The organism is Geovibrio sp. ADMFC3, from assembly GCF_054687035.1.
Window position 1 is genome coordinate 177,086 of sequence record NZ_BAAFZG010000002.1, and the last position, 20,623, is coordinate 197,708.

Sequence of the window (20,623 nt, forward strand, 5' to 3'; positions counted from 1 at the left end):
CTCTTACATAAAAAAATACGGGTCACGGTCAACCTTCATAATGACGGCAGTTTTGCCGAGTTTATTAAAGGCTGATACTGCTAAGGTTATTGCTCTTTTCAGAAGAGCGGTATCGCTGCTTTTCATAAGGATAGAGTACCTGTATTTGTTGCGTATCTTATAAACAGGTGCCTGAGTCGGTTTTTTTATATCTATACCTGCCGGGAGAGAATTTAATACCTGCTTGACGCTTTGAGCGGCATCATAGACAGTTTCCTCCCTTGAATGACTGAAAATAAGCCTGCAAAGCTTACCGGATGGAGGGTATCCGAATGGCTCACGGCGCATCATTTCAAAATCATAAAAATCATCAGGACGATTCATAGCCATGTCAAAAATTTCCATATCCGGAGAATAGGTCTGAATTATCACTTTGCCCTCTTTCTCGCATCTCCCTGAACGTCCGGAAAGCTGAACTAGAAGCTGAAACGCACGCTCATGAGCCCTGAAATCAGGAAGAGAAAACATATTATCCAGATTAAGCACGGCAGAAAGAGTCACATCAGGAAAGTGAAGTCCCTTTGCCACAAGCTGTGTGCCTACCAGAACCTTAAACTTTCCGTCACGAAAATCATCCAGCATTTTACTTAGTTTGCTTTGGGATGTAACACTGTCTGTGTCAAGTTTCATCACCGGTATTCCCAGAAGCTGTTCCAGAACTTCTGCCACACGCTCCGTTCCTGCTCCGTAGTCTCTGGTCTGGGTGCTGCCGCAGTGGGTGCAGTGGGGGATTTTATATTCCGAGGCGCAGTAATGGCACTTGGTGACGTTTCTTGATTTATACCATGTGAGAGCAACAGAGCAGTTGGGGCAGTGTATGGTTTTTCCGCATTTTTCGCAGTAGAGTGTATGGGAATAGCCTTTGCGGTTTATGAGGAGTATCGCCTGCTCACCCCGCTGAACAGTGGCGGAGAGTTCGTCATACAGGCGTTCGGATATTATATGATCTATAGGGTCGCAGGAGCGCATATCCACGGTCTCTATCACAGGCATACATGCTGCATGCCTTGTGGTGAGCCTGTGTAGTTTATACTTCCCTGTTTTTGCATTGTACATGCTTTCAAGGGATGGAGTAGCACTGCCAAGAATCACTGTGGCTCCCAGAATACTTCCGTACAGGACAGCCATATCACGAAGCTGGTAAGAGGGTGCTTCCTCCTGTTTGTAGCTTTGTTCATGCTCCTCATCCACGATTATAAGACCAATATTCTCAGCCGGAACAAACAGGGCGCTCCTTGCGCCGATAAGCACCGGGGCTTCACCTTTAGCAAAGCTCCAGAAAGCTTCTTTGCGTTTTTTAGGTGTGTGTCTGCTGTGGTAGGAGGGAACCTCGAATCCCAGTCTTTTTGAAATCCGGTCAACCATCTGCGGAGTGAGGGATATTTCCGGTACAAGGTAAAGCACCTTTTGTCCGGCAGCTATGACATCTTTTGCCAGCTCTATATATATTTCTGTTTTGCCGCTTCCTGTTACTCCGTGAATAAGGTGTACTGAGAATTTTCCGCTGTCTGCCTTTATCGCCTCGTACACTTCCTGCTGGTCGTCATTAAGTTTCAGTTCTTCTTTTGATTTCAGCATTTTAACAGGGACAGGGCAGGGGTCGGATTCTGTTACAGATTTGGACACGACACCCGAAAAAGCAAGCCCGGGCGGATTTACATAGTAATCCGCCATTGTTTCAATTAGCTTGAGAAAAGGATCTGTAAACAGAGGAGCATCTTCAAATATTTCTGTAATTTCACGGTATTTGACACCTTCTTTAAGCTCCATTGCCTTACGCAGAACCGCTCCGGTGAGGACTCTGGATGCGAGGGGAACTTTAACCCTCTGCCCCCTGTGAAGCGGCGTATGGGAGATGTAAGTGTAAACGCCGCCTGCGGGAACGGGCAGAAGGATGTCATAATATGTCAAATTTTACTCCCCGGAGTGATGCCCCGTGTTGAAGTGACCGGAAAGAACCTCTCTTTTCAACTCACGCTTGAGCACTTTGCCTGTGGCAGTGAGGGGCAGATCCTTTCTTATATAGACATGGCGAGGTATTTTGTAATTTGCAAGCTTTTCACGCAGATATTTTTTAATATCTTTAACATCAAGGTTTGAGCCTTCTTTCGGTTTGATATAAGCGTCAGGTACTTCACCGCTTGCCTCATCAGGCAGACCTATTACAGCCGCCACTTCAACGCCTTCGTATTTATGAAGCACTTCTTCAATCTCTCTGGGGTAAACGTTCATACCTTTAACAAGAATAAGATCTTTTTTGCGGTCTACTATGTATATGAAGCCGTCTTTATCTACTTTAGCAAGGTCGCCTGTAAAAAGCCATCCGTTGCGGATTGTAGTTTCCGTGAGTCCGGGCATGTTCCAGTAGCCTTTCATAACATTAGGTCCTTTTACAATCAGCTCGCCCACTGCACCCACCGGAACTTCCATCTCGTTTTCATCAATGACCTTGACCTGAACACCGTCAAGAGCAGGACCTACAGAAAGCGGTTTTTGTCTATTCAGAAGGTTTACCGAAACAACAGGTGATGCCTCTGAAAGACCATAGCCTTCTATAATTGTTTTCCCGAACTTGTTTTTAAACTGTTTTAAAGTTTCCTCAGGAAGAGGCGCACCGCCGCTCACATGAAGCCTTATGGGGTAAATAAATTTGATAAACCATGCGGGCATCTTGGATTTCAGCAGTGCTGTATAAACTTGAGGAACACCGAGGAAGAAGGTGGGACGTTTGAAAATGAGTATGTTTTTAAAGCTTTTCTTCTTTAAGTCATTCACTCCTTCCAAAATGATCACGGATGACCCGCAGAATGTGGGCAGGATAAGACATGTCATCATTGCATAGGAGTGGAAAGAGGGGAGGAAAAGCAGGAATTTTTCCTTAGAGCGGACATCAAACCGCGAAGCACAGGCAGCAGCATTTGCAATAAGATTTCTGTGTGTGAGTTCTGCTCCTTTGGGGTGTCCTGTTGTGCCGGAGGAGTAGATGAGAAGAGCCGAGTCCATCTCTGTCACATCCGGTTTTACATCTTTATCTGAAAGATTTTCTGAAATTGTATAAAAGTTTTCCGAACGGAATGCCGTTTCCTGGTAAGCCATAACAGCTTTCAGGGTCTTAATGTCTTTGTCTATTTTATTGGCAACCTCGTGGAACTCCGGGGATGTTACAAAAATTTTAGCTCCGCTGTCTTTGAGTATGTACGCCACTTCGTCTTTTTTAAGGAATATATTTACCGGAACAACGACAGCACCACATTTTGCGGCAGCAAAAAGAGTAAAAACAAATTCAGGAGAGTTTTCAAGCATTATTGCTATCCTGTCCCCTTTTTCGATACCTTTAAGCTGCATGGCTGCGGCTATTTTATTAGTTATTCTGTTGGCTTCGCCGTAAGTGATTTTGGATTCCTGAAAATGAAGGTAGATTTTTTTAGGCTGAATTTTTGCCCTGTCAATAAGCATTTGGGCAAGGTTGTTAAAATTCATGCAGTCCCCCCGGTCTTATTCCTGATTTCATAAGCTGCTGAAAAAGCCTGCTGACAGGCAGACCGACAACATTGTCATAATCGCCGTCTATTTTTTCAACCATGAGGCAGCCTTTTCCCTGAATGGCGTATGAACCTGCTTTGTCAAAGGGTTCTTCTGTTTCTATATACCAGTCAATGAAATCATCACCGTATTCACGGAAATAAACGTCTGTGGATTCATAAAATCTGTCGCAGATGCTGTCACGCTTGTTAACAAGGGCAACACCGGTTATCACCGTATGTTTTTTCCCGCTGAGAGCACGGAGTGTGTTTTTTGCATCTTCAGCGTCTTTTGGTTTGCCGTATATCACGCCGTCCAGCGTGACGATGGTGTCAGCACCGATTATGTATGCCTCGTCATAAATGTTTGCCACGTTGTATGCTTTCATAGCCGCAAGGCGCATTGCCTGATGCCCGAAATCGGGATCATCGGTAAGATCTTCTTTGATGTCTGATGTTACATACTGAAAATTCATGCCTATGCGTGTCATAAGCTCCCTGCGTCTGGGTGAGCCGCTGGCAAGTATTATTTTCTGAATCATATTTTCTGCTCCGTTACTGCGATCTTTTCAGATACCCGTTTATCATAAGCGCCGTATAACCGGTGAAAATTCCGCAGGCTGTCGAAACGGCGGCAAAATAGGGTAAAAGCCCGTAAATCGCCGGGCTCTGAATGTATAAAATACCGGCCATAAAGAACTGAACGGTGATATGAACCAGCCCGCCCAATGCACCCATACTGACCGAAGTTATGAATCTACCGCATAATTTAAAATATGTCAGCATTAAAAACGTGGATGCCAAAGTTGCTGGTAGTCCTATGGAAACTTTGACAATAAAATTGCCTGTTACCAGAGGCACTATTATGGCTTTGAGGAAAGCAACGGCGAACGCCGCTTTGAAGTCAAGCATTGTGATTGCAAGCATGATTCCGATATTTGCAAGTCCGAGGCGCAAGCCCGGTAAAGTCAGACCAATGAAGTTTTCCGCTATCCCGAAAACTATGGACAAAGCGGTAAAAACCCCTATCAGTGCAGTTCTATCTTGATATGGCGTCAAGTCCTTTGTCATCATCTTCACATCTGACATAAACAGCAACCTTGTTCGGAATACACACGGCGGCGTCTCCGCAGGCTGAGACCCAGCCAGTGAGAACGCATATCTGCGCCGGACAGTCCGATTCTTTTATTCTGGCTCTTCCGTCTTTCACTTCCAGAACCATCGCATGCCCTGTTTCTTCTCTGAGGTCGTAAAGTTGATTATGGAAGGGAACATTCTTCTCCCCGTTTTCGGTGACAAGTACAAGAGAAGGCGCACCGGAAGGGGTGAACAGATTTTTTATAAAGAATACTGAAATAAACAGCAAAACTATTACAACTATATCTGCCGCTTTAATTTTCAAAACTTTCCCACCCGCAGAGCTTTATCAGCCTGCCATCGTGAGTGTATATGAGAACCGGAGTGCCCGTACGCTTGCAGACTTCCGCCGCATCGGTCTCAGGCAGCAGAAAAAAAACAGTGGAAAGACCATCGGCCGTTTCGCAGTTGTCAGCTATTACGCTTACACTTCTGTAAAGGCTTGCGGGCTCCATTGTGGTCATATCGAATATGTGGCTGTAGCGTATACCGTTTTTCATGAAAAACCTTTCGTAGTCTCCGCTTGTGGCTACAGCTTTGTCAGAAATAGCGATGGTAGAGATAACTTTTGAAGCATCGTCAGGGTGTCTGATTCCCACACGCCAACGGGATTTATTCTTTTTACCGAAGGCGTACAGGTCGCCGCCGGCATTCACAATTCCTGATTCCACTCCGTTTTTCTTCATCACTTCAACAGCTTTGTCAACTATCATTCCCTTTGCAAATGCGCCAACTGAGATTTTAAGTCTTTCATCCTCTTTTACCAGCTTACCGTCCACAAAGAGCAGAGGTTTATTTTTTATGGCATCAACCGCAGCAGCATATTTTTCAGGTGAGGGCAGATCGAAAGGACCTTCAGGGAAACCGTAAAGCGATGTAAGACTCATTGCTCTGATATCAAAACGGTCTTTTGAGAGGGCTTTATAGTCGTATGATTTTTTGAAAAGCACTTCCCAAAGCGGGTTTATGGGAAAGCTTGAACCCGCCGGAGCATTATTATATTCATTTTCAAAGGATTTAACCTGTTCTTCATATTCGTTTATGGTACGTATGACCTGTTTAAGTCCCGCATCTTTCTTATGAGTGATTTCCACAAGAGTTCCCATTGCGTAGAACTGGCGTTTCTCAAATTTATCAGTGCATGCAGCCGCAAAAAGAACTACACACAGAAGTAAAGCTGTTTTCCGCATTCGGTACACCTGTTAGTTTTAAGGTAAGATTCTACTTTGTAACCGCTTCTTTTTACAAGAAGAGCTTTGCAGTGAGGGCAGAAACTATCATTTTTTTCATGTCTCAAATTTCCGGCATAAACATAATTAAGATGCTTTTTCGCTATTTTCTTCATATTAATAATAGTTTCGGGATCGGTAGGGCGTTCTTTGGATTTATAAGCCGGAAAATATGCTGAAAGGTGGAGAGGAATATCTATGCTGACTGATGCAAGCCATTCGCACATTGCTTCAAAATCCTCTTTACTGTCATTTCTGCCGGGGATAACAAGGTTGGTGACTTCTACTGAAACCCCTGATTCATAAAGGGTTTTAATGGTGTTTTTTACAGGCTCAAGTCCGCCTGTGACATCTTTATAAAAGCTTTCTGTAAAGCCTTTAAGATCAATATTTGCCGCATCAATAAGCGGAATAAGCTCTTTTAAAGGGGACTGATTTATATATCCGTTGGAGACAATCACGTTTTTAAGTCCTTGTTTTTTGAATTCCGCTGCGCAGTCAGATACAAATTCGTACCAGATTAAGGGTTCATTGTAGGTAAAAGCAATGCCCACACAGCCTGCTTCCTTTGCTTTCTCTGCAAGCTCTGCGGGAGAGGCTTCCTGTCTGGGTGTTTGCAGTGTGCTTATATGCCAGTTTTGGCAGAAATCACACCTGAAATTGCATCCGTTTGTACCAATGCTCAATATGCTGCTTGAGGGATGAAAATGGTATAGCGGTTTTTTCTCAATGGGATCAATGGCAAAGGATGACAGCTCACCGTATGCGGTTTGAAAAAGTTTGCCTTTTATGTTTTTGCGTATAAGACAGATACCGTTTTTAGACTCGTTTATCAGACATTCATGCGGGCACAGCATGCATTTTACAGCACTGTTTTCCCGCGGCTCGTAAAAACGCGCCTCTTTCAGCATCTATTTTTCCCGTTTAATCATAAAATCCGCAAGGCTCTCAAGTGCTTCTCTGTATTTGTTTTCAGGGAAAAGTTTAAGACATTCCTTCGCTTTTTCTGAATAGCTGTCCAGTATTTCCTCTGATTTTTTCTTAACATCATACTTTTTCATTAAGTCTATAATGTAGTGGAGGTTTTCATCATCAGAGTTTTCATTGACGATAATTTCTCTTACTTTTTTCTTTTCATCATCTGTTGCGTTATCAAGCAGAACTATTACCGGAAGAGTTATCTTGCCTTCTTTAAGGTCTGTTCCGGGTTTTTTGCCTGTTTTAGCCTCGTCTCCGAGGTAATCGAGAATGTCATCGCTCATCTGGAAGGCGATGCCGAGGTTCTTGCCGAAATCACGCAGAGCAGTGCGTTTCTCTTCGGACTCGTTACCGAGAAGGGCACCTATCTCACAGCAGGCAGAAAAAAGAACAGCCGTCTTACTGTTGATGATTTTCAGATAGTCGTCCATGGTGATTTTGATATCAGCAGTTTTGATAAGCTGAAAAACCTCACCCTCGCTCATGGTTCTTGCCGCAACAGCAAGTGTCATCTGTATATCGGGGTTTCCGTCTTTTACAAGGTTCATGAACGCTCTGGAATATAAAAAATCACCGCAGAGAACTGTTATATCATTGCCGAAAACTGTATTTGCGCTCTCTTTCCCTCTCCTGTAGAGTGCGCCGTCAATAACATCGTCATGAAGAAGCGTGGCTGTGTGGATATATTCAACAACACCGCTTATGGCTGCTGTTCTGGGACCTTCGTATCCGCAGAGCAGTGATGAGAGGATCAGGAAAACCGGACGAAGTCTTTTGCCGCCGCTCTCAAACACGTATGAAGCAACTTCATTCACCATCTGAACATCAGAATCCAGATTAAGGAGCAGCTCTTTTTCTACTTCGTCTCTTTGTTTTTCAATCATTGATAATATATCGTTAACCTGCATCAGCCGAATATATCCTCTCTCTTGATATTTTTGTTAATAAAAGATATTTTAACCAAGTGAAGCCCACTTCCCACAGGGTGACAAGTAAGTTTTTCAACCGAACAAGGATATACGAAACAAACGGCGGTGTAAAGAAAAAGGTTTTTGGAGATAGTCATTTGAGTTACACGGGTATGGAGGATATTCACCTTACTTATTATAAACTTCTGGACGGAATCGACACATCCGTAAATCTCGATGTGTCCGGTGTTGTTGATCTCTCGTTCAATGACTTTGTGACTGCCCGCTACCTTGTTGATAACAAAGGCTTCAGGAACGTCACCGCACTTACTGATCTCAAAATGATCAATTACGAGGGCATAAACCCCGTACGCATAGACAGAAACCTTTCGTTTACTTTAAGAAAGCTCAAGGCGGATCTTCTGATTTCTCTTGGCGGGACGTTTCGTTTTCAGCCTGTCCATGATGCCTCATACGCTCTGCATGGCTGCCTGAACATAGGCGGTACAGTGATTCTGGCTGTTTTTCCCACAATTTATGACAGACAGGGGCGGGACATGCTCGCAGCATTCAGCGCCGCAACGGGAATCCCTGTGCGTGATAAGCTTGGCAGATGGTACAGCACCCTTTACAACACAATGTGCAATCTTTTTGTCAATATCCGCACGGAAGAAGTGCTGTCCGACACTACAAGTGCCGAGATTATGTCCGTGTTCTCAATGGACAGTTTTTACAGGTACATTTTCAGAGATAATCAGGATTACGATAAGTTCTTCTCCATCATAGGAGAAAATGACGGATATATTCTTTCATGGAAAATAATTAAAGGATTAAAGGTGTAATTTATGAAAACAGTTACTACAGATAACGCTCCGGCAGCTATAGGACCTTACTCACAGGCAACTCACGCAGGAAACATGCTCTTTGTCTCCGGTCAGATACCCCTTGACCCCAAAACCGGTGCTGTGGTGGGTGATACTGTTGAATCACAGGCGGAAAAAGCTATTCATAATCTCATAGCTATTGTACGCGATGCAGGTTTTCTTGTTACTGATATTGCAAAAATCAATGTTTATATAAGAGATATGGGCAAGTTTGCGGAATTTAATGAAGTATATGCCCGTGAGCTTTCCGGTCATAAGCCGGCAAGAGCCGTTGTAGAGGTTTCCGCACTGCCGAAGGGCGTGTTGGTGGAACTTGATGCGATCTGTGTTAAAGAATAGCCTCATTACTCTGATTATACTTGTTCTTACAGCCTGTTCAGCACGTAAGGATGATGAACAGGCAATTCCCGAACACTGGCAGCCTGTATCCGGTTCAAGCTGGCATTTTCAGCTTCAGGGAGAGCTTGTCAAGTATGACGATGCCGGAGTTTATGACATTGATCTGTTTAACACGGATGAGTCTATGATTGAGCTGCTGCACTCGGAAGGGAAGAGGGTGATATGTTATTTCAGCGCCGGAAGTTTTGAGGACTGGCGTCCGGATTCGGGTTCGTTTCCGCCGGAGCTTACAGGTAAACCTCATCCTGAATGGGAATCTAAAAAGTGGTTAGACATAAGGGAAATAGGAAAACTTGCGCCTATGGTTGAAGCAAGGCTCGATCTTGCCGCCGCCAAAGGCTGTGATGCTGTTGATGCTGACAATGTTGATGCCTACTCCTATGATTCCGGTTTTGATATAACCTATGAGGATCAGATACGGTTTAATAATTATCTTGCTGATGAGGCACATAAAAGAGGACTTGCCATAGGGTTGAAGAACAACTTCGGTCAGGTTAAGGATTTGGCAGCTGTATTTGATTTTGCAGTGTCAGAGCAGTGCTTTGAGCTTAACCAGTGCGATCTTCTTTATCCTTTCATAAAAAAAGGGAAAGCAGTATTCGGAGTGGAATATGCTTTCCCCGCAGAAGTCTTCTGTGATGCGGCAAATAACGTAGGGTATGACTTCATCCTCTCAAACAGAGAGCTTGACGGAACATTCAGGATTCCATGCAGATAAGGCTATACTGTCGGTGAAAGCTTTTTTGCCAGAACCTTTTTGTATTGATTCAGTGTACCGTTGTCTATTTTGACCTTGTAGCTCATTATCTTTAAAGGTATCCGGGCTGTTTCACCCTTCTGCATAACAGGCTGTATATAGCCGAAGTCTGTGAGAAAAAATCCCAGCCTTTCATATAAACCTATGCGCCTCTTTGCTATGTCGCTGTCTTCATCCTCAACCTCAAGAATTGCAGGCTTAGTGCAGGATGCGAGAAACTCCTTCATCATCGATGTTCCCAAGCCTGTGCCTCTGGTATGAGGCTGAACCGCCAGATGCTCCATGAATATGAATTCTTCAAAGTTCCATACACCGAGAATTCCGTCAAATTTTCCTTCTCCTGCGGTGTAGAGGCTGTACTCTGGGTTGTCCAGTATCTCCAGAGCTTTTTCGTAGGATCTTATTTCTGCCGGATGAAAGGAGTTTTTCATCAGTTCATACGCTGCAGGGAAATTTTCTTTGATGCAGAGAGATAAAATCTTTTTCACTGTAAAACCTCATAACCGAAAAGCCCTCCGCTCTTTGAGGAACGAAGGGCTTATATATATAAATATAGTTTTAAATGCCGTTACGGCAAGCTGTTATTCACCTTTCTGGAGAATTCTCAGCATTTTATTGTTTGTGGTGAGGAAAAAGCCTGTGCTGTTGTCGCTAAGTACATTTCTGTACACTTCAAGGGACTTATAAAATTCGTAAAACTGCGGGTCTTTATTGTACGCAGATGCATAAATATTAATAACTTCTGCATCTGTTTTACCTTTGATCTCCTCAACTTTACGGTAAGCCTCTGCTATGATTATGGCTCTTTCCTTTTCAGTGGTTGCCTTGATAATCTGCGACTCTTCCATACCCTCTGAGCGGTACTGCTTGGCGATTCTATTACGCTCCGCCTTCATACGCTCATACACTGCTCTTTCGTTCTGAGTGGGAAGATCAGCACGCTTAATCCTTACATCATGTATATCAATACCGTATTCGAGGGCTTTTTCTCTGGAAAGTTTGGTAACGTTTTCCATTATTACCCCTCTGTTAGTTTTGATAACATCAATAAGATCATGTTTGCCGAGTTCGTTCCTCATTTCAGAGTAGATGATGTCATCCAGCCTATGAAATGCGCTTCTGTAATCCCTTACGGTGAGATAAAACTTCAGCGGGTCAGTTATCCGCCAGCGGCAGTAGTTATCTATCACCAGCGCTTTTTTGTCTTTGGTAAGGATTTCAGACGAGCTGGCATCATACTCTATAAGCTTCTTTGACATGAAAATAGCCTTCTGCACGAAGGGCATTTTAAAATAAAGTCCTGGTGTGGAATGGCTTTTCACAGGCTTACCAAGCTGTGTTATGACGGCATGCTCAGTTACATCAACTATGATAAACAGAGATTTAAAAGCGACAAACGCCGCAATTATTATTACAGGTATAATCAGTTCTTTTCTCATTTCGCCAGTCCCCCTTTGATAGCGTCAAGCCCGAGGAGGGGCGATATGTTCTTTATACTGTCATCAAAGATGTATTTTTGATTGCCTTTATATACTTCCGCCATTGTGTCAAAATACATTCTCTTTTTGGTCACAGACGGGGATTTTGAATAACTGGCAAGTATCTGGTTAAACCTTGATGTATCACCGAGTGCCTGCTCAACCTTTTCTTTTCTGTAGGCTTCAGCTTCCTGAATCATTGATTCCGCCTGACCTCTGGCTCTTGGGATGAGTTCGTTGCGGTAAGCTTCCGCTTCGTTGATAAATCTGTTTTTATCTTCCCTTGCGCTTGCAACGTCCTTGAAGGAGTCAACAACCTCAACTGGAGGTTCGACATCCTGAAGCTGAACAGCAACAATGGTTACGCCTGTTTTGTAGTAATCCAGCATGTCCTGAAGAATCTTCTGTGTTTCGTTCTGGATTCTGCCTTTGCCTATAGTGAGAATGTCGTCAATCATTTCTCTGCCCGCAACCTCTCTGATGGCTGATTCAGCAGCGTCTTTGATTGTGACTTCAACATTGTTCACGTTGTACAGGTAGCTTTCTATGTCCGTTATCCTGTACTGGAGGCTTAAGGCAATGCTTACTATGTTTTCATCGCCTGTCAGCATGAGGGATTCCTTGGGAATCTCCTGATACCCGCCGCGTGCGCCTGTTTTAAAACCGATCTCAATTCTGTGAACCTGAGTAACCACTGCCTTGTCTATTGTTTCAAAGGGGTAGGGCATATGGTAGTGAGGTCCGGCGCTGACTATGCGGTTAACAACTCCGAAACGTTTGATAACTGCCTGTTCATCCGCAGCGACGATAAAAAAGCCGCTGGCAAAATAAACTACCACGATAATGAGCACGATAAACGATGCTCCGGGCAGTTTGATGTCGGGTTTTTTGATTTTGAAGTCAAACTTCTCATCGCCCCACGGATTTCCGCCCGTGCCTTTGCCTTGTGAGTTCATTAATATCTCCTTTTTTGTTTATACACTACTAAATCATCTTGATAGTTTCATCAATGAAATGTTCTTAAAAATAAGCGCAGCAGTCACCATTCGGACTGTTAAACTATCATTACATAATATAACAAACAGATAAATAAAAAAATTTCCCTGTAAAGCGTTGAATTTCGCTCAAACTCTGATAAACTTAATCAAGGCGGAGTTTAAGACTTTGTCCCTGCTGTTTTATTCAGTTTTTGACAGCCTCTATGCTCATAAGTTAAATTTCACCGCTTTTTTTGCGGTTTAATCTTATAAACAAGCAGTTCGGAGGTCGAAATGGAGATTGGCAAAATAAGAAACGTGGCATTCATCTCCCATGGAGGTGCGGGCAAAACCAGTCTGGCGGAAGCTATCCTCTTCAACGCCGGAGCAGTGAACCGTATCGGCAGTGTCGAAAACGGCACAAGCTTTATGGACTTTGATCCTGTTGAGATTAAGAGAAAATTGTCAATTCACTCCAAAGTATCCTCTATCGAATGGCAGAAATACCTTATAAATATAGTCGACACACCCGGTTACTCCAACTTTCTGCATGAAACAAAAGCCGCTGTAACCGCTGTGGGCGGAGCGGTGGTTATCGCCAGTGCCATCACAGGTGTTAAGGCTGAAACCCAGCGTGTATGGCAGTATGCCGACGATAATGATCTTGCTAAGATTGTCTTTGTTAATAAAATGGATAAGGACAGGGCTGATTTTTTCAGAGCCTTGGGTGATATAGAAAAATCATTCGGCATTACTCCTCTCCCTATTTTTATTCCCATAGGCAAGGAAAACGATTTTAAAGGTATAATAGACCTTGTTAAAATGAAGGCATACGTTTATCCGGCAGAACCTACTGCTCAGTACAGGGTTGAGGATATTCCCGCAGAGTATGCCGACGAAGCTGAAAAATACCGCAACAAGCTTCTTGAGGCTGTGAGTGAGACTGATGATGATCTCATTGAAAAATTCCTCGAAGGGGAAGAACTCACAGAAGAAGAGATTGAAAAAGGGCTGCGTGAGGGAACGATCCGCAAGCAGTTTGTTCCTGTTCTGTGCGGCTCTGCTGTAAAAAATATCGGCAGTAAGCTCCTTCTGGAAGCAATAATAAAATACCTTCCCTCACCCCTTGAGAGGGAATATAAAATAGCGAAAGATCTTGTTACGGGTGAAGATTTTGTTGCCGTACCTAATGAGGCGGAATTCTCTGCCTTCGTGTTTAAAACCTTTATCGATCCTTTTGCCGGAAAACTCTCTCTGATAAGGATTTTTTCAGGTGAACTAAAGAACGATTCAGAGGTTTATAACTCTAATAAAGATGAAAAAGAGCGCATATCCCAGCTATATCTTCTTCAGGGTAAAAATCATATCAAAACTGATAAAGCTGTCGCCGGTCAGATAGTTATGGTAAATAAACTGAAATATACCGATACTTTTGATACTCTGTGCAGCGGCAAAAAGAAAGTTATGTTCCCCATACCGGAGCTTAGTGAGCCTGTGCTGGCTTATTCGATAGTTCCAAAATCAAAAGACGATGAAGACAAGGTTTCATCCGGTCTTCACCGACTCAGAGAAGAGGATATGGGAATCCGTGTGGAGCGCAATGAGCAGACCGGGCAGCAGCTCCTTAAAGGTATGGGGCAGATGCACATCGAGGTTGTGGCGGAAAGGCTTCAAAACAAATTCGGTGTTCAGGTTGAGCTTAAAACCCCCAAAGTGCCGTATATGGAAACCATAAAAAGCAGGGCACAGGGGCAGGGCAAATATAAGAAGCAGAGCGGCGGCAGGGGACAATACGGTGATGTTTGGATTGAGATTTCTCCCCTTGAACGCGGCAGCGGGTTCGAGTTTGAAAATAATATTGTAGGCGGAGCAGTGCCGAAAAACTATATACCCGCAGTAGAAAAAGGTATATATGAAGCATCACGGGAAGGAGTTCTTGCCGGATTTCCTCTGGTGGACTTCAGGGTAAGTCTTTATGACGGATCTTATCACTCGGTGGATTCATCGGAAATGGCTTTTAAAATCGCAGGTTCAATGGCATTTAAAAAGGTTGCTGAAGAATGTAAACCTATTCTTCTTGAGCCTATAATGAATCTTGATGTATTTGTTCCTGATGATACAACCGGAGCTGTTATAGGTGACCTTAACTCCAGAAGAGGGCGTATAGCAAACGTTGAGCCTCAGGCAAACGGTCAGCATATCAGAGCCGAGGTTCCCATGGCGGAGGTGCTTGCCTATGCTCCGGATCTCAGAAGTATGACAGGCGGGCACGGCATATTCACTATGGAGTTCTGCCGTTATGAGGAAGTTCCCACACACCTCATGGAGAAAATTATCGAGGAGCAGAAAGAGGCTTAAGCTTCGTAAATTTAACGAATGAACGGAATTAATTTACTTAAATTTCATGATAAAAGCTTTTCAGACATTCATCGTCTGATGCATGGAGAAATTGAGGACGAGCTGTTTACGCAGCTTGTCCTTAACCCTGCACAAAATAAAGGCAGACCCAAGCAGCGCAGGCTTCTGAGCCCTGTTTATGCTGCTGCTCTTCTGCTTACTCTTACTGCCGGAGCAGTATCTTATTTTTATTATAATACAGGCACAACGCCAGCAGATCTCATAAAACCTTCTGCCGAAAGACCAGCGCTCTCTTCTTCCGCTCCTCCTCAAACACGGTTAGAACGAGAAGGGTTTACAAAAATTGGCGAAATCATATTTCTGGATGAAAACGAGGCAGAAACCACCGTTGTTATCGAATCAGAATATACTCCGGAAGAAAATCCTCAGGAAAACGCTACCATAGCTCCTCCTGCTGTTGCAGTTAAATCGCTTGATGTTACAACAGAACCGCAACCACGAAAAACAGCTATCGCCAGAGGAACATATGTTGCTGTTGGAAAAGCTGAAAGCAGGGATATTAAATCTCCGGCTGTTTCTGAACCAAAAGCTGTACAAAAATCAGTTCCCAAACCTGTTGAGCAGCCCAAACCCCCGGTGAAAAAAGTTGAGGAGCCTAAAAAAGCAGAAGTACCAAAGCCTGCTCCTGCTAAAATTGCCGCACTCCCGGCATCTATACCGGAAAAAACTTTTGCAATAGAATTTGAGAATGTAACATCTGCGAAAAGATACACTATCCTTGCTAATGCTGAAAGAGCAGGTCTTAAAGGGAAAGAGACCATTATTTCCACAACGGAAAACACTTTATGGCGTGTTTACAAGCTTGTTCCGGGGTCAAAAACACAGATAGCGGGACGAGGTGTAGAATTCGCCGCCGATCTGCCGGACAAAGAGCAAGCAATTGAGTACGTGAAAAAAAATAATATACCTGCCGCAATTAAACAGGTAAAAATTGAAAATAGTGTATATAATATAACAGTTTGCTGTACGACTGCCGAGAAAGCCCGTAATTTTCTGTCCTACAACAGAGCAAATGCGGAAAATACTAGGCTCGTACCTTCATCAGATAAAAGTAATTGACTGTAAATAAAAGGCTATTATAATTTTGTCTATAAGGGAGGCTGTTATGACAAAAGCTGACATCGTCGAAACCGTACACGAGAAGCTCGGACTTACCAAGAAAGACATTTCCAAAGTAGTTGATGAAGTCTTTGATGCAATCAGAGGCAACATCCTCGAAAAAACAAATGTCAAGATCTCCGGTTTCGGTAACTTTGAAGTTAAGAAAAGAGGCAGAAGAATCGGCAGAAACCCCAAAACAGGCGTTGAAACTGTTATCGAACCCCGCACTGTAGTGGTTTTCAGACCCAGCCAGATTTTTAAAGACGAGGTAAATGACTGATAAGCTTTATTACAAGATAGGCGAAGTCTGCGAAATCACGGAGCTTAAATCCTCCGTACTGCGTTTTTGGGAGAAGGAGTTTAAACAGCTACGCCCTGTTAAATCAGGAGGCGGACAGCGTTTTTATACTAAAAAACACCTTGATCTTATCTTTTCCCTGAAACGTATGCTTTACGAAGAAAAGCTTACTATCGAAGGTGTACGCAGAAAATTAAGTAAGGCGGCATCAGAACCTGTGAAAGCAGCGGTTCAGCCTTCTCTTGTACCCGCCTCTCAGGAAGAAATCAGAAAAGAGCTTATGGATATCCTTAGTATCCTTAAAGATAAGTAGCGGCAGCCTTGCCCGATTAGGCTGCCGTATCCCTCGGCATCAGTCTTTTTTTACCTTCAGTATTATTTCAGTTGGGATATGTAAAATGCAGTCTGAATTATCTAATCAATTTTCATCTTCACACGGAACTGTCAGATACGGTGTAACAGGGCAGGGAGAACCCCTTGTTCTGGTTCATGGAACTCCTTGGTCCTCTTTTAACTGGCGTAAAATTATTCCTGCGTTAAGTAACTGGTTTACTGTGTATTATTATGATCTTCCCGGATACGGACAGTCAGATAAAACCGCAGGAGACGTTTCCCTTGGTATCCAGAATATAGTTTTAAGTGAACTGATTGACTTTTGGGGGCTCAACTCACCCAAGGTGCTGGGGCATGACTTTGGCGGAGCAACTGTACTGCGGGCTCATCTTCTGAGTGGTCAGTCTTTTCAGAAAATAATGCTTGTTGATCCTGTTGCGGTTTCCCCCTGGGGTTCGCCGTTTTTCGCCCATGTAGCTTCCCATGAAGCTGCATTCACAGGTCTTCCGGCTTATATTCATGATGCTGTTCTGGAAGCATATATTAATGGCGCAACATACACACCAATGGATAAGGAAACAGCAGAGGGAATAAAAAGTGCGTGGATTGGTGCAGAATCACAGCCCGCTTTTTACAGGCAGATTGCACAGTCAGACAGAAAATACACCGATGAGGTTGAGCCTCTTTATGGGAATATAAGAGTCCCCGTGTGCCTTATCTGGGGGGAGGATGACCAGTGGATTCCTCTTGAAAGAGGCAAACAGCTCCACAGCATGATTCCGTCTTCAGAGTTTGTAACTTTTAAGGAGTGCGGGCATCTGGTTCAGGAAGATCAGCCCGCACAGCTTGTTTCGCATATTCTGAGGTTCATGCTCTGATATAGATTTTACTTTGCTGTTCTATTGTCAGGAGTTTCCTGTTTAGGTTTAGGAGGAAAAGGAGGACGTATCTTCTTTTTTTCCTGCTTTTGCCCAGTAACATTTATTGTTGATGAAAACGTTTCAAGTTCTCTGAAAGCCTGATTAACATCCTCACCAAAGCTGATATTTCTTACTTCATTTCCGTCTATCGCTACGGCTGTTCCGCCTTGGATTGTAAATTCTTTTGTATATTCGACAAATTCTCCCTGTTGCTCACGGAGGTATTTTTCATAGTCACTCATAGTATCATTAACGAAGCTGTTATATTCCTCCTGAACCTGTTCAACATACCTTTTGAATTCTCCTTCAACTGAAGTAAACTCAAGTTCGCCTTCTTTGAGGTAAACTTTTGTCGGTGAGGCTCCTATACCATCTGCATTGGGTTCAACTTCGACAAGAAATGTCGTTCCCTTAACACCTATTACAGTTGTCTGTAAACCAATCTGCACGCCTTGCGCTTCCCCTGTCTTGGTTATTTTAAACAAGACCTTGCCTTCAGACGGGGAATACTGCTTAAAATCATCCAGCGTAAGCACAGATCTTTCCAGAAGAATCACTTTAGACTGATCCCGAAGTGATATAAAAGCCTTGCTTTTGCCGGAGGTTTTGATTTTATCCCCTTTAAAAAGCTTATAACCGTTTTTTCTGAACAATTCGCCTCGAACTTCGTTCTCTTTGTAGATGTTGACTTTTCCTTCCGCAGAGGCTATTTCTCCTATGGACACTTTGTCTATGGAAAATGCGGTTGCTGTGATGGCAGCAAGGAGTGTTGCGAGGATCAGGATTTTCTTCATGGCATTTCTCCGCAGGTTAAAAGTTATACTAATTTATATTACCTTATAAATTGCTTATCCAGTGAATTTTCCCTTTTTTCATTGGTAAGCTGAATGTATTATTTTTAAAAAGTGGTACAATATCACTGAGAGACGGTTATTAACCCCTATAGGAGGATTTATGAAAAGATTAGTTTTAGCTGTTATGTTTACAGCTCTTGTTGCTGTCGGCTGCGGAGGAAAAAGTACGGAAGCCCCCAAAGTTGCGGATCCCTGCTTTAACGGCGCACCGTCATGGGTTCTCAGCCCGGAGCTTGAGGGTGGTCTTGCTGCTTCCGGCTCTGCCAAAGTTGGCCCTGCTGGAATGCAGTTTGCAAAAACAGAAGCAATGGCAGCCGGCAGAGATGAGCTTGCAAGAATTCTCAGCGTAAAAGTACAGAACATGGTTAAAAACTTCACACAGGTAACAGGTGTGGGAGATGCTCAGACAGTTGACAAAGTTTCATCTCAGGTTTCCAAACAGGTTGCCAACGAAACACTCAACGGTTCAAGGCAGAAAAACATATGGCAGTCACCCTGCGGCGATCTTTGGGTGCTTGTTGTCCTTGACCCTGCTGTAGTTAAAGAGCAGGCTAAACAGGCAGTTCAGACAAGCTACAAAAATGATCAGGCCCTCTGGCAGCAGTTTCAGGCTAAAAAAGCCTATGAAGAGCTTGATAAAGAACTTGCAAAAGAATTCGGACAATAAATTTAACAAAGGGGCGTTACCGCCCCTTTCCACTTATCACACAAACCGCCTTTAAATTTTTTAAAGGCGGATTTCTAAAATATTTAAGGACACACTTATGAAACAAACCTCTAAGCTTATTGTCTTTATTATATTACTTGCTTTTGTATGTGCCTGCGGGAATCAAACAGTGACCGCACCTGTGCCTCAGCCCAAGCCTGAATGGCTGTGGAAACCGTCTGATAACGGCAAAATCGGAGGAGTGGGTATAGCTAAGGAGCATATCCACGGAATTGACGCCCAGAGAAAGCTGGCTGTTTCCAGAGCTATTGACTCAATAGCGGCACAACTTGGGGTTCAGGTGCAGAATGTAACTGTCCTTGAATCCCATGCCAATTCTTCAGGGGCAGGCACAACAACTATTGACTCTTACAGCATACACACTGTGCAGGGAAGCACTGTGAAGGCCTCTGTGAGAGAGTTCTGGAATGATCCCCAGACAAATGAACTTTATGTATGGATGGTGCTTGAATAATGAAAAAACTTCTTTATATCGCAGTTGTTCTGCTCATGGCTGCTTTTGCTTTTGCAGAAGGGTTTGACGATTTTAAACAGGGTATGGACAGCGGGTTTAAGGATGAAAAAAGCAGCTTTGACACCTATAAGAGCGAGCTTGAAAAAGAATTTGCCGAATATAAAAAGATAGCCGAAGCGGAGTACACAGCTTACCGTAATGAGATACTCTCATTCTGGAAAGAAGCTGAAATGAGTTCACCAACTAAATGGGTTGAGTACACTGACGGGCTTAAACAGAAAAAAGTTGTGGATTTTGAGAACGGAACATGGCGTCTTGAAGTTATAGGTAAAGACTATGAACAGGCTGAAAAAGATCTGGATGCCTTGATGAAAGACATGCTGGGTGTAGACAGAGCCACAGCCTTTGAGAGAGACGTTCCTGCCAGAAAGACCGATGAAAAAGCACGGGAACAGCTTAAAAATATAGCTACAGGCACAGTGGGCGGCGAGAGCGTGATCGGCAGTGCTGTTATTGGGAAAGAAAATCCCACTAAGAAAGATATAGATAATGCTGCTTCACAGCTTAAGGAAACCGCCGAAGTAAAAACAGAGCCATCAAAAACCGGTGAAATGATATTTGTTATGCAGGGCAAGCTGCCGTCAGAAACGTATAAAAAGAAGGCAGAAGAACTTAAACCTTCTGTTTTGAAATACGCTGAAGAGTTCAAAATACAGCCTTCCCTTGTTTATGCTGTGATACAGACCGAAAGTGCATTTAACCCGATGGCGCAATCCCATATTCCCGCATACGGGCTGATGCAGATTGTTCCCACATCAGCAGGTAAAGACGTGGCGCAGATGCTCATGGGGAAACCTCTGATTCTGACACCGTCTTATCTCTTTAATGCTGATAACAACGTCAGGGCGGGAACTGCCTACATCCACATACTCTATTACAGATATCTTAAGGCAGTTAATCATCCTGTGAGCAGGTTTTACTGCTCCGTTGCCGCATATAACACAGGCGCCGGAAATGTGGCTTCGGCTTTCAATGGCCGCAGTGCCGGAAAAAACAGGTATAATGTTACAGCGGCGGCGGGTATAATAAACAGTATGGAACCCAATGCTGTTTATGAGTATCTCCGTGCCAAGCTTGAATATGATGAAGCCAGAAGATATATAGTTAAGGTAACAGGTGCTATGCCTTCTTACCGATATTTTGACTAGGGG

Annotated in this window: 23 protein-coding genes; 11 read left to right on the forward strand and 12 right to left on the reverse strand. The window is 43.6% G+C overall.

Annotation, left to right across the window (positions count from 1 at the left end; all coding sequences use genetic code 11):
• Positions 1 to 3 precede the first annotated feature (3 nt).
• The 8 genes from priA to ACYRYY_RS01120 are packed head-to-tail and all read right to left on the reverse strand — an operon-like array spanning position 4 to position 7,812.
• Positions 4 to 1,950, reverse strand: coding sequence for a replication restart helicase PriA (gene priA, locus ACYRYY_RS01085; protein WP_460213644.1), 1,947 nt, complete (start codon positions 1,948 to 1,950; stop codon positions 4 to 6).
• A gap of 3 nt (positions 1,951 to 1,953) precedes the next feature.
• Entirely contained in the window at positions 1,954 to 3,519 is a 1,566-nt protein-coding gene (locus ACYRYY_RS01090; protein WP_460213645.1) for a long-chain-fatty-acid--CoA ligase, read from the reverse strand.
• A complete protein-coding gene (locus ACYRYY_RS01095; protein ID WP_460216441.1) occupies positions 3,509 to 4,099 on the reverse strand; it encodes a Maf family protein in 591 nt (196 codons plus the stop codon). Before ACYRYY_RS01095 ends, ACYRYY_RS01090 begins: the two co-directional genes overlap by 11 nt.
• Before the next feature lie 16 nt (positions 4,100 to 4,115).
• Positions 4,116 to 4,649 (reverse strand): Gx transporter family protein, encoded by a 534-nt coding sequence (locus ACYRYY_RS01100; RefSeq protein ID WP_460213646.1) that lies wholly within the window; start codon positions 4,647 to 4,649, stop codon positions 4,116 to 4,118.
• Positions 4,600 to 4,962, reverse strand: a complete 363-nt coding sequence (locus ACYRYY_RS01105) for a NusG domain II-containing protein (RefSeq protein ID WP_460213647.1) — start codon at positions 4,960 to 4,962, stop codon at positions 4,600 to 4,602. The genes ACYRYY_RS01100 and ACYRYY_RS01105 overlap by 50 nt, the downstream gene beginning before the upstream one ends.
• The gene (locus tag ACYRYY_RS01110; protein ID WP_460213648.1) at positions 4,952 to 5,887 is read right to left on the reverse strand and encodes an FAD:protein FMN transferase; all 936 of its coding nucleotides are present in this window, start codon (positions 5,885 to 5,887) and stop codon (positions 4,952 to 4,954) included. The genes ACYRYY_RS01105 and ACYRYY_RS01110 overlap by 11 nt, the downstream gene beginning before the upstream one ends.
• Entirely contained in the window at positions 5,857 to 6,837 is a 981-nt protein-coding gene (gene amrS, locus ACYRYY_RS01115) for an AmmeMemoRadiSam system radical SAM enzyme (RefSeq protein WP_460213649.1), read from the reverse strand. The genes ACYRYY_RS01110 and amrS overlap by 31 nt, the downstream gene beginning before the upstream one ends.
• Positions 6,838 to 7,812: a polyprenyl synthetase family protein gene (locus tag ACYRYY_RS01120; protein WP_460213650.1), complete on the reverse strand. Its 975-nt coding sequence runs from the start codon at positions 7,810 to 7,812 to the stop codon at positions 6,838 to 6,840.
• A gap of 158 nt (positions 7,813 to 7,970) precedes the next feature.
• On the opposite strand from ACYRYY_RS01120, the gene ACYRYY_RS01125 reads away from it, so the two are divergent.
• The 3 genes from ACYRYY_RS01125 to ACYRYY_RS01135 are packed head-to-tail and all read left to right on the forward strand — an operon-like array spanning position 7,971 to position 9,813.
• Positions 7,971 to 8,654, forward strand: a complete 684-nt coding sequence (locus tag ACYRYY_RS01125; RefSeq protein WP_460213651.1) for a hypothetical protein — start codon at positions 7,971 to 7,973, stop codon at positions 8,652 to 8,654.
• 3 nt (positions 8,655 to 8,657) lie between these two features.
• Positions 8,658 to 9,035 (forward strand): Rid family detoxifying hydrolase, encoded by a 378-nt coding sequence (locus ACYRYY_RS01130; protein WP_460213652.1) that lies wholly within the window; start codon positions 8,658 to 8,660, stop codon positions 9,033 to 9,035.
• Positions 9,013 to 9,813, forward strand: coding sequence for an endo alpha-1,4 polygalactosaminidase (locus ACYRYY_RS01135; protein WP_460213653.1), 801 nt, complete (start codon positions 9,013 to 9,015; stop codon positions 9,811 to 9,813). Before ACYRYY_RS01130 ends, ACYRYY_RS01135 begins: the two co-directional genes overlap by 23 nt.
• A 2-nt stretch (positions 9,814 to 9,815) precedes the next feature.
• On the opposite strand, the gene ACYRYY_RS01140 is transcribed toward ACYRYY_RS01135, so the two are convergent.
• The 3 genes from ACYRYY_RS01140 to hflK form a co-directional block, all read right to left on the reverse strand.
• Positions 9,816 to 10,340, reverse strand: a complete 525-nt coding sequence (locus ACYRYY_RS01140) for a GNAT family N-acetyltransferase (protein WP_460213654.1) — start codon at positions 10,338 to 10,340, stop codon at positions 9,816 to 9,818.
• 93 nt (positions 10,341 to 10,433) lie between these two features.
• Positions 10,434 to 11,291 carry a protease modulator HflC gene (hflC, locus tag ACYRYY_RS01145; RefSeq protein WP_460213655.1) on the reverse strand — a complete coding sequence of 286 codons (858 nt, stop codon included), beginning with the start codon at positions 11,289 to 11,291 and terminating at the stop codon, positions 10,434 to 10,436.
• Complete coding sequence (gene hflK, locus ACYRYY_RS01150) at positions 11,288 to 12,286, reverse strand: FtsH protease activity modulator HflK (protein ID WP_460213656.1); 999 nt, start codon at positions 12,284 to 12,286, stop codon at positions 11,288 to 11,290. Before hflK ends, hflC begins: the two co-directional genes overlap by 4 nt.
• Before the next feature lie 315 nt (positions 12,287 to 12,601).
• Between hflK and fusA the strand changes: the two genes are divergently transcribed.
• From fusA to ACYRYY_RS01175, 5 genes are all read left to right on the forward strand, one after another.
• Positions 12,602 to 14,665, forward strand: coding sequence for an elongation factor G (gene fusA / locus ACYRYY_RS01155; protein ID WP_460213657.1), 2,064 nt, complete (start codon positions 12,602 to 12,604; stop codon positions 14,663 to 14,665).
• A gap of 78 nt (positions 14,666 to 14,743) precedes the next feature.
• Positions 14,744 to 15,784 carry a hypothetical protein gene (locus ACYRYY_RS01160; protein WP_460213658.1) on the forward strand — a complete coding sequence of 347 codons (1,041 nt, stop codon included), beginning with the start codon at positions 14,744 to 14,746 and terminating at the stop codon, positions 15,782 to 15,784.
• Between the two features lie 46 nt (positions 15,785 to 15,830).
• Positions 15,831 to 16,106, forward strand: coding sequence for an integration host factor subunit alpha (locus ACYRYY_RS01165; protein ID WP_460213659.1), 276 nt, complete (start codon positions 15,831 to 15,833; stop codon positions 16,104 to 16,106).
• Positions 16,099 to 16,437: a MerR family transcriptional regulator gene (locus tag ACYRYY_RS01170; RefSeq protein WP_460213660.1), complete on the forward strand. Its 339-nt coding sequence runs from the start codon at positions 16,099 to 16,101 to the stop codon at positions 16,435 to 16,437. The genes ACYRYY_RS01165 and ACYRYY_RS01170 overlap by 8 nt, the downstream gene beginning before the upstream one ends.
• A gap of 85 nt (positions 16,438 to 16,522) precedes the next feature.
• On the forward strand, positions 16,523 to 17,335 hold the full coding sequence (locus ACYRYY_RS01175; RefSeq protein ID WP_460213661.1) for an alpha/beta fold hydrolase: 813 nt from the start codon (positions 16,523 to 16,525) through the stop codon (positions 17,333 to 17,335).
• Positions 17,336 to 17,343: 8 nt separating this feature from the next.
• Here the strand turns inward: ACYRYY_RS01175 and ACYRYY_RS01180 are convergent, their stop codons facing one another.
• Positions 17,344 to 18,171 carry a FecR domain-containing protein gene (locus ACYRYY_RS01180; RefSeq protein WP_460213662.1) on the reverse strand — a complete coding sequence of 276 codons (828 nt, stop codon included), beginning with the start codon at positions 18,169 to 18,171 and terminating at the stop codon, positions 17,344 to 17,346.
• Positions 18,172 to 18,331: 160 nt separating this feature from the next.
• Between ACYRYY_RS01180 and ACYRYY_RS01185 the strand changes: the two genes are divergently transcribed.
• From ACYRYY_RS01185 to ACYRYY_RS01195, 3 genes are all read left to right on the forward strand, one after another.
• Positions 18,332 to 18,898 (forward strand): LPP20 family lipoprotein, encoded by a 567-nt coding sequence (locus tag ACYRYY_RS01185; RefSeq protein ID WP_460213663.1) that lies wholly within the window; start codon positions 18,332 to 18,334, stop codon positions 18,896 to 18,898.
• 97 nt (positions 18,899 to 18,995) lie between these two features.
• Positions 18,996 to 19,412: a hypothetical protein gene (locus tag ACYRYY_RS01190; RefSeq protein WP_460213664.1), complete on the forward strand. Its 417-nt coding sequence runs from the start codon at positions 18,996 to 18,998 to the stop codon at positions 19,410 to 19,412.
• Positions 19,412 to 20,620 carry a transglycosylase SLT domain-containing protein gene (locus tag ACYRYY_RS01195; RefSeq protein ID WP_460213665.1) on the forward strand — a complete coding sequence of 403 codons (1,209 nt, stop codon included), beginning with the start codon at positions 19,412 to 19,414 and terminating at the stop codon, positions 20,618 to 20,620. Before ACYRYY_RS01190 ends, ACYRYY_RS01195 begins: the two co-directional genes overlap by 1 nt.
• The last annotated feature ends 3 nt before the right edge of the window (positions 20,621 to 20,623 follow it).